General features: G+C 64.7%; 10 protein-coding genes. All 10 read right to left on the bottom strand.

The genetic code is table 11. The features are described 5' to 3' along the window. Positions 1-11 precede the first annotated feature (11 nt). The 10 genes from ACS0OT_RS06880 to grxD all read right to left on the bottom strand — a co-directional run bounded on the left by ACS0OT_RS06880 (position 12) and on the right by grxD (position 13,277). Positions 12-419 carry a type IV pilin protein gene (locus ACS0OT_RS06880; protein ID WP_442256098.1) on the bottom strand — a complete coding sequence of 136 codons (408 nt, stop codon included), beginning with the start codon at positions 417-419 and terminating at the stop codon, positions 12-14. A 23-nt stretch (positions 420-442) separates the two neighbouring features. Continuing rightward, positions 443-4,210, bottom strand: a complete 3,768-nt coding sequence (locus ACS0OT_RS06875) for a pilus assembly protein (RefSeq protein WP_262219742.1) — start codon at positions 4,208-4,210, stop codon at positions 443-445. Positions 4,211-4,223: 13 nt separating this feature from the next. Next, a complete protein-coding gene (locus ACS0OT_RS06870; protein WP_032954069.1) occupies positions 4,224-4,745 on the bottom strand; it encodes a pilus assembly PilX family protein in 522 nt (173 codons plus the stop codon). 5 nt (positions 4,746-4,750) lie between these two features. After that, positions 4,751-5,908, bottom strand: coding sequence for a PilW family protein (locus tag ACS0OT_RS06865; RefSeq protein ID WP_065186108.1), 1,158 nt, complete (start codon positions 5,906-5,908; stop codon positions 4,751-4,753). Between the two features lie 8 nt (positions 5,909-5,916). Next, entirely contained in the window at positions 5,917-6,414 is a 498-nt protein-coding gene (gene pilV, locus ACS0OT_RS06860) for a type IV pilus modification protein PilV (RefSeq protein WP_111202162.1), read from the bottom strand. Then, complete coding sequence (locus ACS0OT_RS06855) at positions 6,411-6,926, bottom strand: pilus assembly FimT family protein (protein WP_005415961.1); 516 nt, start codon at positions 6,924-6,926, stop codon at positions 6,411-6,413. The genes pilV and ACS0OT_RS06855 overlap by 4 nt, the downstream gene beginning before the upstream one ends. Before the next feature lie 161 nt (positions 6,927-7,087). Then, positions 7,088-8,476, bottom strand: coding sequence for a nucleotide 5'-monophosphate nucleosidase PpnN (gene ppnN, locus ACS0OT_RS06850; RefSeq protein ID WP_019659018.1), 1,389 nt, complete (start codon positions 8,474-8,476; stop codon positions 7,088-7,090). Positions 8,477-8,729: 253 nt separating this feature from the next. Continuing rightward, on the bottom strand, positions 8,730-11,951 hold the full coding sequence (locus ACS0OT_RS06845; RefSeq protein ID WP_072166746.1) for a TonB-dependent receptor: 3,222 nt from the start codon (positions 11,949-11,951) through the stop codon (positions 8,730-8,732). A 232-nt stretch (positions 11,952-12,183) separates the two neighbouring features. Further along, a complete protein-coding gene (locus tag ACS0OT_RS06840) occupies positions 12,184-12,960 on the bottom strand; it encodes an SDR family NAD(P)-dependent oxidoreductase (RefSeq protein WP_095378751.1) in 777 nt (258 codons plus the stop codon). Continuing rightward, positions 12,957-13,277, bottom strand: a complete 321-nt coding sequence (gene grxD, locus ACS0OT_RS06835; protein WP_005415957.1) for a Grx4 family monothiol glutaredoxin — start codon at positions 13,275-13,277, stop codon at positions 12,957-12,959. Before grxD ends, ACS0OT_RS06840 begins: the two co-directional genes overlap by 4 nt. Positions 13,278-13,393: the final 116 nt, after the last annotated feature.

Raw genomic sequence — 13,393 nt, 5'->3', positions numbered from 1 at the left:
CAACACCTGTTTCACCAGCAGCTGGCAACGCTACCGTCGGCCGTCTTGCGGTTGGCCTGGTCCACGCTCAACTTGCCACAGCTGTCCTTGGCCTGCGTGCCCTGCGGGGTGGCGGTGATGGTGAAGCTGGTGCCGTCTCCCTTGTAATCCAGGTTGTAGCGCGCAGTACCTCCATCACGCGGCGACACCTTGGTCGGCAGTGCGTAGCCGGTGTAGGAGTTGTTGCTGGTGTGGTAGCGCTCCGCACGCTGCGCATACTCGGCCAGGTCCGCCTTCACCACGGCGCGATGCGATCGGCGCACGTACTCCTGGTAAGACGGAATGGCGATCGCCGCCAGGATGCCGATGACGATCACCACGATCATCAATTCAATGAGCGTGAAGCCAGCCGCGCGGCGAGGCATGGGAGTGTGCAACATGGGCGTGGATCCTCGCACTTGGGTTACTGGAGCTGGCGCCAGGACTGGCGACCGCACGGGTAAGGCAGATACAGCGACTGGCTGCCCGCAGCACCCACCGCCATCCAGCAGGAGCTGCCACCGGGCGGTGCCTTGTTGTCCGTCGGACGTGGCAACACCGACAGCGAAACGTCACGCACCGGCGCGGTTCCTCCTGTCTTCAATGCAATGGCCGCGGTGCCGGAGGCGGGTCGGCTGCCGGTCGGCGAGCCATAACGGACGTTCTCCAGCATCGGCAGGCCGCTGATCGACGACAACCCGAACAGCCAGTTCGAACCACTGGTCGAACAACCAACCGTTTCCATGTTGGGTACATAGGTCGGCATGAAGACAATGCCACTGACCAGGATCGGGTTACCTACTGCGCGTTCACCGTTGCCGGCAGGCAGCTGGATCATCCAGCCGCGGGCGTTGGCCGGCGCCGCACCCGCGGTGATCTTGCGCTCATCAACGCCTGCAGCGGCGGCCGCGGCCGTGTACGGTACCAGGTTGGCAGCGGTCACCGTCGAGGTCACCGTCTTGCCCGACAGATCGTTCACGGCGTACAGCGCCTGCTGCGACTTGTCATCCTTGTCGCTGGTGAAGGAGAAGCTGCCGGTGCCGAAGTAAAGCATCACGCCGCCCGAAGGACCGGTCGCGGCGGTCATGCCACCGGTGATCGGCTGACGGTAGGTCCTGTTGGAGGAGTCCTGGGCAACCTGGCTGGTGAACATCGGCACGGTCAACGTGGTATTCGCACTGCTGGTCAGGTCGAACTTCCACACGGCGCCACGCTGATCGGCGGCATAGACGGTGTCGGCCAGGCCATCACGACCGCGCGCATCCTGGTTGGTACCGGTCCAACGATCGACAACGACCACATTGCCCAATCCGTTGTCACCGGAGATGCCAGCGCCCGAGGTACCCTCGACGGCTTCGATCATCCGGATGTCGCCACTGGCCATATCGACCACGAACAACACCGCCTTGCCGTTGGCGCTGCCGTAGCCATTACCGAAGATCGCCTTCCAGGCCACGCCGGTGCCACTCTTCACCGGCACGATCACCGGCTTGCCCAGCACGAAACCGATGTTGTTGCGCACCTCATCCCGCAGCGACGAATTGATGTCACTGATTTCCCACAGCACGTTGCCGGTGCCGAAGCTGCCCGGCGTGGTGACGTCCAGCGCGAACACCGAACGGCCACCCGCACCCGTGGTGCCTACCAGGCTGGTCTGCCAGGCGGTGCCGTTGAACGTATCGGACACCGTCACCGGACCATCGACGTAGTAACGATGACGGAAGGTCTGGTCGGCCGTGTCGGATTTGTAGGGGAACAGCAGGTTGGCCATGTGGCCCAGCGCGGTGGCCGGGATGTAGGCAAAGCTCTCCGTGCCACCGGTGCCGTCCTGCTTGGCATCGGCCTTCATGCCGCCGTCGAAGGCGTGCAGCATGCCATCATTGGCGCCGACATAGACCATGTACCGCTGCGACTTGGCCTTGGTGGCCAGGTAGTCCGTATAGCTCTTTGCGTAGGTGCCACCCAACTGGCGGTAACCGTAGTCGTCCAGCGGCGAGCTCACCACCGGCGCCGAATTGACGATGTCACCCAGCGGCGTGGTGCGGTCACGATACTTGCCACCGTTGCGGACTTCGGTCGAGCTGTCGGCACTGAGATAGTTGATCGCGCTGGCCAGATCAGCCTTGATCGCCGTCAGCTTGTCGGTGGAGCACACCAGCATCGTCGCGTACTTGCCGTCAGGCTTGCTGCACAGGTCCTGCAGGCTGATGCGGGCGCTGTTGAAATCCACGGGCGAACCCAGCTTGTTGGCGACGATCCGGCGGCCGGACGATGTCAGGCGGCTGGAGGCTTCCCATACCTCGGTGAGCTCGGCCACCTGGTTGGCGTTGACCTTGACGCTGGACGCGGTCAGCTTGCTCGACCAATCAGTGCCGCTGTTGGTGATGTCATAACGCGGGGTGACCGCCAACGAGCCGGTACCGATGCGTGCACCACTGATACCGATCGTGCCTGAAGGCGACGCACCACCGGTGATCGAGGACAGTACCCGGCGCATGGCCTCGGTGACGTCGGCCGGCGTCTGCGCATTGATGAACTCGCCACGGCTGTTGACGGCCGCGTGCCACAGTTCATCGATGACCGTACCGTCGTCGACATTCAGCGGGTTGCCGTTGCCAGCCCAGTTCGGCGGGTTCTTGTAGGGATCGTCGGTCGCTGCCTGGTTGACGCCATAGATCTTGCCCTGCGCGCCCAGGGTCACGCCGTAGAAGTTCATGTGCAGGTCGGTCTGGCAGTCCAGGCGCTTCCAGTCCGGGCTGCTCTTGTCCAGCGAACTGCACTTGTCACTGACCGGCACCTGGCCGGCCGGGAAGCTGGTGCCGGTGCGTAGGGGTGTGCGGGCGCCGGCATAGGCCGCCGCCGCGATGTCGGCGATGGTATTGCTGTAGCCATCGGCGAACGGAATGGACGGCAGGTGCGTGGAATTCACCGAGTCCGCATCACCGAACGATCCGTTGGGTGCATTGCCGGAGTTGGTGTAGCCGTCGGTGAACAGCATGCCGCCATTGCGCTGGCAGGCCAGCTGCACGGGGGCGTCGGCATCGGTACGACGGAACTGGTCGACCAGATATTCAACCGCGCGGCGGTTGGGCGTGCCGCCATTGCCGGTGAGCGTGTAGATCTGCTTGTAGAGATCGGCACGATTGGTGACCATGTCATACATGGTCGCGTTGCTGAGCTTGTTGATGGTGAAGTAGCCCACGCGCATCGTATCGACGCTCACCAGCGCCGCAGTCGACGAACCGACGATCGCCAGCACGCGGTTGCGGTGGTACTGGAACCAGTTGGCAAAATTCTGGATCGCGGCGTTGTAGGCGGCCGGGCTCGAGTAGTTGCCCGGCTTGATCTGGTAGCGGCGCATGTCGCAGCCCGGACCACAGGCACCCTTGATCACCGGGCGACTGGCGTCGTCGGTCTTGTATCCGTCCGGTGCAGGCGCTGCGGCCGGCAGGTAGAAGGTGGCCGGGAAGTAGCTGATCGCGTATGTGGTATTGCCGGTGTTGCTGATCGCAGCGGTCTTCCACCCGCCATCCCACCAGTTGTCGACATAGTATTCATTGCCGGTGCCGGACAGGTCGGGAATCCGCATGCCGCTGACGAACTGGAACTTCTCCGACGTCTCGGCGCGATTGACGGTCATGTTGTACACGGCATTGTAGCCGCGCTGCCCGGACCGGGGATCGGCGCGGGTCTGGGTGATCGAGGCATTCGGCCACAGCGTGCCGTCGGCATTGGTCCACGGCCGGTAGGTCACTGCCGGATTGAAGTAACTGGCGTTGTAGACATGCGAACGCGCGAAACCGTAGATGTCCAACGGCGGAATGGCCCGGCCCGGTGAATATTCCTTGTTGAATTCCGCGTGCGGGTAAAGGTAGAGGTAACAGTCCACCGAGTTGTTGGCACACGCCGAGCCCACGCTGAAGAAGCTTCCGTCGTTGTTGAAGAAGCTGTTGGTGTTGCTGTTCCAGCGCATGCGGCCGTCACCGCCGGGGAACATGCGCTCGAAGTTCATCGAACCCGAATCGTCCACCGCCATGATGAACGCCGGTGTCGCGCGGGTCTGCACGTTCATCGGCTCCTGTGCCAGCACGCCCTGCGCCTGTGCGGCAAACAAGGTATGCGCCAGATAGCCGCCAGCGGCCAACACGGCAAGGCCAACGCCTGCCAGGATCCTGCGGTTGCGAGTGTTCATGGGTTCCCCACCCTCACAGCTTGAATACGGTATCGATCGCCGCACGCGACGTCGCATCACTGGTGGTATCACCGGCATAGGTCGTGATCTGGTAGACCGGCGTTGGCTTCTCCACCGACTTGCCCATGTCCAGCGCACCCTCCCCCTGGATGCAACCCTGGATCTCACGGACATAGATGGCCGGCTTGCTGCCCAGCTTGGTTTTCGCGACCCAGGCCGACGGATCGAAGCCGTCATCGCACTGCTGGCTGATGTCGGCGGACGCTACGGCCGGATTGGCACCGGCATCCTTGCGATTGGCGATGTTCTCCACCGCGTTCTCGGCGCTGCGTGCCGCGCCTTCGGCGTTCTGGAACGCCATGTTGGTCGCCCGGTAGCCGGCCGCCATGCGCTCCTGCATGCCGGCCACCTGCATGCCGATGACGCCCAGCAGGGCCAGCAGCACCAGCATGATCAGCGCGACGTAGAGAACGGCACCCTGCTGTCGTGCCTGGGCAACGAAGGGACGGCGTCGGGAGGAAGGATGAGTGCGCATGGTCGTCAGTTCCCGAACAAGCGGTTGCGCAGCGCAACGGACGCTTCATAGGCGCCCCGATGGCGCTGGTCGTAAGGATTGGCCGGGGCAAAGCCCACCCCGAGGATGGCCGGATAGGTGGCCGCGCTGCCCGGCGCCTCGGCCGACGCACGCTGCGGGCTGCGCGCCAGCAGGCCGACCTGCACCATGCCGACGCGGCGCCACTGCCCTGCGGCGGTGGCATCGGTACCGGTGCTGACCGCACTGGCCACGCGCTGGTCGACGATGCGACCGGTCGGCGGCGTGGGCAGGGCGATATCCGGGGTGGCATCCAGTCCGTACAGGAACTGCATGTTCTCGATGCCTTCCACCAGCTCCTCGCCATCGGCGTAGCCGCCGGCGCCATTCGCGCGTGCCCGGTAAAGCGCCGGCTCGCCATTGGGATTGGTCGCGATGTAGTACGCCATGCCATCGGCGCGATACAGCATGGTCATCGCGTTGTTGATCGAATAGTTGCTCAGGTCGACCTTGTCCACCTTCACCGTCGAACCGCTGATGGTGGCCGGGAACACGTCGGCACGGGTGCAGTCGGCTATGCCAAAGACCGTCGGCGCACCTGCGGCGTTGGCCTTCAGACGGGCCATGCCATCACTGGAGACGGTCAGCGTGGTCGCGCCCGCGGCCACGGAGATGCCGGTCACCACGGCCCCTTCCGGACTCATCAGGCGCAGCACCAGGATGTCGCTGCCCGGCAGTGGCGCCGGCTTGAGGTTGGCGATGCTCTTCGGCACCGACTGCGCCGCGCTCCACGCGCGGCCCAGGGTCAGGGTGGCGCCCGGCGCCGTACCTGCTGCCTCATACCCCTGCACCGGAACCGAGAAATCCTGCGGGTCGCCACTGCCCGAGCTGATGCCCAGGTGATAACCGACATCGCCGGTGTTCTTGACCACATGGGCCTGGTCGTTGACGCAGCCGAAGTGGCCGGCCATGCGCAGGTCGCGCTGCAGGAAGTCCAGCGCGAAGCGCGCGTTCTCCTGGGTACGGGCCGCACCTTCGGACAGGCGCGATGCCGCACGCGAGGCGATGAAGATCTGGGTGACGCCCAGCATCAGGACCAGGCCGATGACCATGGCGATCATCAGTTCGATCAGCGACAGGCCTCGGGTGCGCGAAATTGGACTCATGGGCATGTTCACAGGAAGGTCGTCAGGCCGAAGGTGGTAAGGCTGTCGGGGTCCTTCGGATCCCAGCGCTGGTCACCCCAGCTGATGGCCACGGTGACCTCGCCGGTGCTCTGCACGAAGGTCACCTGTGCGCTGGCCTTCTCGCCCAGCGTGCGTGCGACCTCGCACTGCCAGCGCGCGACGTTCGCCTGCGGCGTCACGGCGGCGCCGGTCGGCCAGGCGCAGGCGCCGCTGGGCTTCACCGAGCCGGCCGAGAACGAGGCCGAGGAATAGGCGCCACCGGCCAGGGTGTCGGTGCGCTGCGCGCGCATCAGTTCGATCAGGTCGTTGGCCAGGTTGGTCGCCTGGGTGCGGTAGTTCGCGCTCTGCACGAAGCGGACGTTGGTGGTCTGCAGCAGGGCGAAGCCCAGCAGCCCGAATGCCAGGATCAGCACCGCCACCATCACTTCGATCAGGCTGAAGCCCCCCTGCGACGAACGCGGGTGGGCCAGGTTGCGGCGGCTCATGAGCAGGTTCCCTTGGTCACCCGGACCTGGCCGGATTGGTTGATCGTCAACGTGCTTTTCGATTCGCCGGCCTTGCACGCATCCGGCGACAGCACCAGCGTCTGATCGGCGACCGCCCTGCGCCGGCCGCGCCCGTCGAAGGCGATGACCGCGCCCGGCGGGCCAACTACGCTCAGCTGCGGATTGCCCTGTGAAAAGCGCAGCGCGACGTCATTGCTGCCCATCTGGCCGTCGCCATCCAGGTCCGACCAGGCCAGCACCCCCTTGGACCAGTCGCCATCACAGGCTTTGCCATCGGCGCTGCCACAGACGCCGCCACCGTTGCTGTTGCGGATGCCTTCGCTGCGGGCCAGGTTGGCCAGCGCGATCAGCTCGTTGTTGGCGGTCGCCAGCCGGTTCGAGCGGATCATGCCGCGGAAGCTCGGATAGGCGATCGACGCCAGGACCACGAAGACGGCCAGCGTGACCATCAGTTCAACCAGCGTGAAGCCGTTTTGCCGGCGCAAAGACATTGGACGCTCCCCAGCGTGTTGGTGGCCACGATGGGCCATCGCCCCGCCACCGGCAAGCGGCGGCAGGATGAACGGTCAATCCGGGGCGACGGGCGTCAAAGGCTTGACGACCCGCCCTTCCCTGCCAGTGCCGGCGCGATCCCCATCGCGCCGGCCCGGGTTCAGGCCAGCACCTGGTAGCAGGGCTGGTACTCGCCGGAGATCTTCATCCGGCGCTGTTCGACGAAGGCGCGCAGCAGCGCATCCAGCGCCTGCATCATGTCCGGGTCGCCGTGAATCTGGAACGGCCCGAACTGCTCGATGCGGCGCATGCCGTCTTCCTTCACGTTGCCGGCGACGATGCCCGAGAACGCGCGGCGCAGGTCGGCCGCCAGCGCGTGCGGGGCACGCCCGTGGTGCAGGTCCAACGCCGCCATCGCTTCGTGGGTGGGTACGAACGGCTGCTGGTACTCCCACGGAATCTCGATCGACCAGTTGAAGAAGAACGAGTCCTTCTGCGCCAGGCGGTGCTCGCGCACGCGCTTGATGCCAGTGGCCATCTTCTTCGCAACCGCCACCGGGTCGCCGATGATGATCTCGTAGCGCTCGGCAGCCGCATCGCCCAGGGTCAGGCGGATGAAGCGATCAATCTGCTCGAAGTACGGTGCCGCTACCGTCGGGCCGGTCAGGATCAGCGGGAACGGCAGGTCCTTGTTCTCCTCGCGCAGCAGGATGCCGAGCAGGTACAGGATCTCTTCGGCGGTGCCGACGCCACCGGCGAACACGATGATGCCGTGCCCGATGCGGACGAAGGCCTCAAGGCGCTTCTCGATGTCCGGCATGATCACCAGGTGGTTGACGATCGGGTTCGGCGACTCGGCGGCGATGATGCCCGGCTCGGTCAGGCCGATGTAACGCGTCACGGTACGGCGCTGCTTGGCGTGGGCGATGGTGGCACCCTTCATCGGGCCCTTCATCGCGCCCGGGCCACAGCCGGTGCAGATGTCCAGGCCGCGCAGGCCCAGTTCATAGCCCACCTGCTTGGTGTACAGGTATTCGTCGCGCGAGATCGAGTGTCCGCCCCAGCACACCACCAGGTTCGGATCACCCGGATTGAGGATGCGCGCGTTGCGCAGCAGGCCGAACACCGCGTTGGTGATGCCCTCGGATGACTCCAGCTCGGCCGCGTAGGCCGGGCCCATTTCGATGGCCATGTAGGCCAGGTCGCGCACGACGGCGAACAGCAGTTCGGCGACGCCGCGGATGATCTCGCCGTCGACGAAGGCCATCGCCGGCGCGTTGACCAGATCGATGCGCACGCCACGATCCTGCTGCGCCACCTGGATGTCGAAATCAGGGTAGAGATCGCGCGCGGCGCGCGGATCGTCCGAGGCGCTGCCGCTGGTCAGCACGGCCAGCGCGCAGCGGCGCAGCAGCTCATGCATGCCGCCGGCGGAGGCATCGCGCAGGCGTGCCACCTCGGCCCGCGACAGCACATCCAGCCCACCGCGCGGGTAGATCCGGGCATCCTGCACCGGCAGTGCACGGGCCGATTTTTCGTTCGTGGTCATATCCAATTTTTTCGCTTCCTTCAAGGTTTCCGACTGTACTGCCGCCCCCTTAAAAAGCAAAACGGCCGGGAAACCCGACCGTTGGATGTGTGCCACCCGCGTCCGCCATTCCGGGACCGCATCGGCGGCGTTGGCACCGCGCACATTTCCGGATGCTACGCCGTTGCCCCACGCCCTGCAAGGACTTTCGCCTGAACGGGAAACGGCCGGGTTTCCCCGGCCGTTTCCACTTACCGCTTCAAGCGCTGATGGATCAGAACTTGTACTTCAGGGTCAGCTGCATCGACCAACGCGACACGGCGGTGTTGCCCTTGTCGTTGTTGTTTTCCTGCACCGACGGGTTGTCGGTCGAACCAGTGAAGGAGTACACGTACTTGCCGGTGGCCGGATCGATACCTGCGTAGTTGGCAACGCGACGGGTCGAGTAGAAGCCGTAGTCGTCGATCAGGCCCCACTTCTTGTTCAGCAGGTTGCCGACATTCATGATGTCCAGGGCGACTTCACCCTTGTGACCCTTCATGAAGCCCGGGAATTCCTGGCTGACGCGGACGTCGAAGCTGTTGACCCACGAGGCGCGGTGGCGGTTGGCCGGGACCACGCTGCCACGGTAGGCATCGAGTTCCGGGTTCTGCGCCAGCCAGTCGAAGAACTGCTTCTCCATCGCGGCACCGCCGGTGAACAGCACGTCGCCCGGACCCTTCGGCACGTAGAACAGGTCGTTGGTGGCAGCACCGTCGCCGTTGGCATCGTTGTAGAAGATGTAGCTGTACGGACGGCCCGAACGGCCTTCGTAGAACAGGCCGACGCGGGTGGCGTTGTCACCGAAGAAGTTGTGCTTCCACTCCAGGGTGCCGGTGACGCGGTCCTTCATCGCATAACGCGAGTTGTAGGCCACGTTCTCGTTGGCATTGAAGATCAGCGTGTTGTTCCAGTTCGAGGTGTTCTGCGAGCTGGACAGCGGGCTGACTTCGGTGGACTTGGTGTAGGTGTAACCCAGCGACCAGCCCCAGTTCTCGGTCAACGGCTTGGCCAGCGAGAAGGTGGCCTGGGTGCCGCGGCCCTTGTCGGTGTTGCGCAGGACCAGAACGTCGCCGATGTCGGACGGACGGTTGGCGCGGTCAACCGCACCCTTGGTACCGGTCGACATGCCGTAGTCGACACCCTTGTCGATACGGGTATTGGCCTGGTTGCGGCCAGCGGCGTTCCAGTAGATCGCGCGGCCATCCTGACCGAAGGCGGTCGGCGCCGACACGTCCAGACGGTCGAAGTAGATGCCGTCCTTGACCTTGGTGAACAGCACTTCGGCCGACGCGACGATGCCGTACCACGGCAGCTCATGGTCGAACGCCAGGTTGGCCTTCCACACCGACGGCAGGCGGGTGCCCGGCGCGATGATGTCGACGTTCTGACGGGCCGAAGCCGGGCCACCGGCCGGGATGTACGGGTTGTTGCCGTCCGGAGTGAAGGCACCGGCCGGGATGCTGCGCTCGTCGTACTCGATGTAGTTCAGGCCGGTGTTCTGGTAGGCACCTGCCAGCCACACGTTCGGGGCGGCGCCGCCGAACAGGCCCACGCCACCGCGCAGCTGGGTCGGGCGATCGCTGTCGAAGGTGTAGTTGAAGCCGACGCGCGGCTGCACCAGGTTCTTGTCGACCAGCTTGGTGTTGTTGAAGCCGTACAGCTGCTCGATGCGCGGGTTGTACAGGCGCTGGGTGCTGAAGTCAGGCATGTCGATGCGCACGCCGAACATCAGGTTCAGGTTGTAGTTGATCGCCCAGGTGTCCTGCACGAACACGCCGGTGTTCTTCAGGGTGAAGTCGGCCGGGATGTCGCTGCGGCTGCCATCGGCGCGCGGAGCGCGCAGCTGGTAGCGCGAAGCCTTGCCCGCCAGGAAATCGTTGACGCTGTTGAATTCGTACACGCCGTTGAGGTTGCGGCCGTAGAAGTTCATCAGGTCATTCTTCGAGTAATCGAAGCCGAACTTGACGGTGTGGTCACCGATGTACCAGGTACCGGCACCAAAGGCGCTCAGTTCCTTCGACTCGACGATGTTGACGTGGGTGTTCTGTTCGGTACCGACGTACAGCGAATCGTTGCCCGACTTGATGCGGATCTGCGGCATGTCCACCAGCGGGACGCGGTTGGCCGAGTAATCCTTGTGCGAGACCTTGAACTCGGTCGAGAAGTTCTCGGACCAGTCACTGAACAGTTCGCCCATCCAGGTTTCGTACTGGGTCGGCTGCTGGTACCAGAAGTTGCTCAGCGAGATGGCGCTGCTGCTGACCTGCGGGAAGCGAACGACGTTCTGCTCCATCTTGTTGTAGCGCAGGGCCGCACGGTGGTTCTCGTTGATGTTCCAGTCCAGCTTGACCGCGTACTCTTCGATCTCGGTCTTGCTGTTCGGCGCCGCCAGGCTGCCCGGGTCGTAGCCCAGCTTGCCCAGGAAGTTCTGGACGTCGGTGATCTGCTGCTGGGTGATGGTGCCACGGCCGATCGGCGTGTCGCTCAGGGCGACGCCGGCAGCCGAGCGCTCGTACTTTTCATAGTTGGTGAAGAAGAACAGCTTGTCCTTGACGATCGGACCGCCGAAGGTCATGCCGTAGGTCTTCTCGTCCTCGAAGCCGTTGAAGTCCTGCTTGTCACCTTCCAGGCGCGAGCGGACCATGTCCTTGTCGCGGTACGAACCGTACACGGTGCCGTGGAATTCATTGGTACCCGACTTGGTCACGGCGTTGATCACCGCGCCGGTGCCACCGGCGATGGTGGTGTCGTAGTTGGCCAGGTCGATGTTGATTTCCTGGATGGCGTCCATCGACACCGGCTGACGCTCGGTCGGCAGGTTGTTGGAACCCAGGCCGAACGGATCGGAGGCGCTGATGCCGTCGATGCGGATGGCGTTGTAACGGGTATTCTGGCCGCCGGCCGAGATCGCGCCGTCCGCCTTGCTGACCTGCGAGATGCGCGGGTCGAGACGCACGTAGTCCTGGATGTTGCGGCTGGCCGACGGCAGCGCATCCATCGTTTCGCGGGTCACGTTGGTGCCGGTGCCCATCTTGTTGGCACTGAACAGGTCCAGGCCGCCGGCGGTGGCAACAACGTTCACCGCGTCCAGGTTGGTTGCAGCCAGGTCACCGCCCAGGTTGGCGTTGACGGTGTTGACCTGGTTCAGGTTCAGGTAGACACCTTCCTCGGTCTTGGTGCCTTCACCGGACTTGGTGATGGTGATGGTGTACGGACCACCCACGCGCAGGCCGCGCGCGTTGTATCGGCCCGACGCATCGGTGGTGGCACGCGAAACAGTGCCCGACTCGGTGTGCGTGATGGTGACTTCAGCGCCGGCGACAGGCTGGCCTGCAGCGGACATCACCTGGCCGCCGACACCGGCGGAGGTGCTGCTCTGGGCGAAGGCGGGAGCGGCAGCAAGTGCAGCCACGAGACCAAGGGTAAGCTTGGACATCCGGAGTGGGTGGGTCATTTTTCGGTAGCCTCGATGCGAGTTGGCGATGGCGGAAAAAAAGCGCATCCAAGCAGCCCTGCGGGTGGCTGATCGGAGAGTTATCTGGGGTTCTCTACCGCTCGGCTGAAGGCAGCCCTAACGGTTAACACTAGATTAACACGCTACGCCATCAATGTGACGGTTGTGCGACAAACGGCACCGGTTCGCAACGCAATCGTGACGGGTTCTTCACTCCGTCTTCCCACAGGGCTCACCTTTCCCGAGGCGTCTCACTGGCATCGAGAATCTGTCCGCGCCAGGCGCTCCCAGCGGCGGACAGCAGGGTCACCGCAGCGGCCGCCGCGGCTTCCGGGCCTTGCGCAGCCGGGTCCTGGTCCACGGAATAGGCGCGGGCCCGAAGCGCCGTGCGCAGGGGGCCGGGGTACAGGCCGCTGACCCGGACGGGACTGCGGCCCAGTTCATCGTGCAGGCTGGCGATCAGGCCACGCAGGCCGTGCTGGGCTACGCCATACCCCCCCCAATAGGCCTGCCCCACCCGGTCGGGGGCATCGACCGCGAACACCATGGCGGCATCCTCGCGTTGCCGCAGCAGCGGCAGGCAGGCCTGGGCCAGCCAGGCCGGTGCGGTCAGGGTGACATGGACCGCACGGGCGAAACTGGCCGGGTCAGCCAGTTCAAACGGAGTCAGCCCGGGGAAATGCGCGGCGCAGACCAGCAGTCCATCCAGTCGCCCCAGCTCGCGCTGCAGGGCCTGGGCCAGTTCGGCATAGTCATCGGGGCTGGCGCCTTCCAGGTCCAGCGGGTACAGAAGCGGTTCCGGACCGACCGCCTGGACCTGGGCATAGACCCGGTCCAACCGGCGCGGCTTGCGTCCCAGCAGGACCACGGTGGCACCGGCTGCGGCTGCGGCGACCGCCGCGGCACTGCCCAGCCCTCCCCCGGCGCCGGCGACCAGTACGACGCGATCCTGCAACGGGCGGCCATCGATCGCCCCGTCAGTCGGTGACGTCGACGGCCAGGCACTCATCCCTGGGTCGCCTCTTCGACGATGCGCTTGAGCTCGCCGGATTCAAACAGTTCCATGACGATGTCGCAGCCGCCGATCAACTCACCATTGATGAACAGCTGCGGGAAGGTCGGCAGATTGGAAAAGCGCGGCAGGTTGGCGCGGATCTCCGGCTCTTCGAGCACGTTGACAGTGCGCAGGGTGACGGCGCCGGCTGCCATCAACGCCTGCACGGCGCGACTGGAAAAGCCGCACATCGGGTATTGCGGGGTGCCCTTCATGAACAGCACGAGCGGGTAACGATCGACCTCGGCCTGGATTTGCTGCATTACCGCCACAACCACACTCCTTGCTTCGCCGGACAAACCGACCGTGATGGTCGGCTAGACTGCCCACGGTAGCCGCCATTGTAAGCGGATGGAACAGGCTGCCGCCGTCCCCCTGGCCACGAACC

It is taken from the genome of Stenotrophomonas maltophilia group sp. RY12688, assembly GCF_052149045.1.
GTDB lineage: Bacteria > Pseudomonadota > Gammaproteobacteria > Xanthomonadales > Xanthomonadaceae > Stenotrophomonas > Stenotrophomonas sepilia.
The sequence above is the reverse complement of the archived record's forward strand: the minus strand, read 5'-3'. Positions and strand labels throughout refer to the sequence as shown.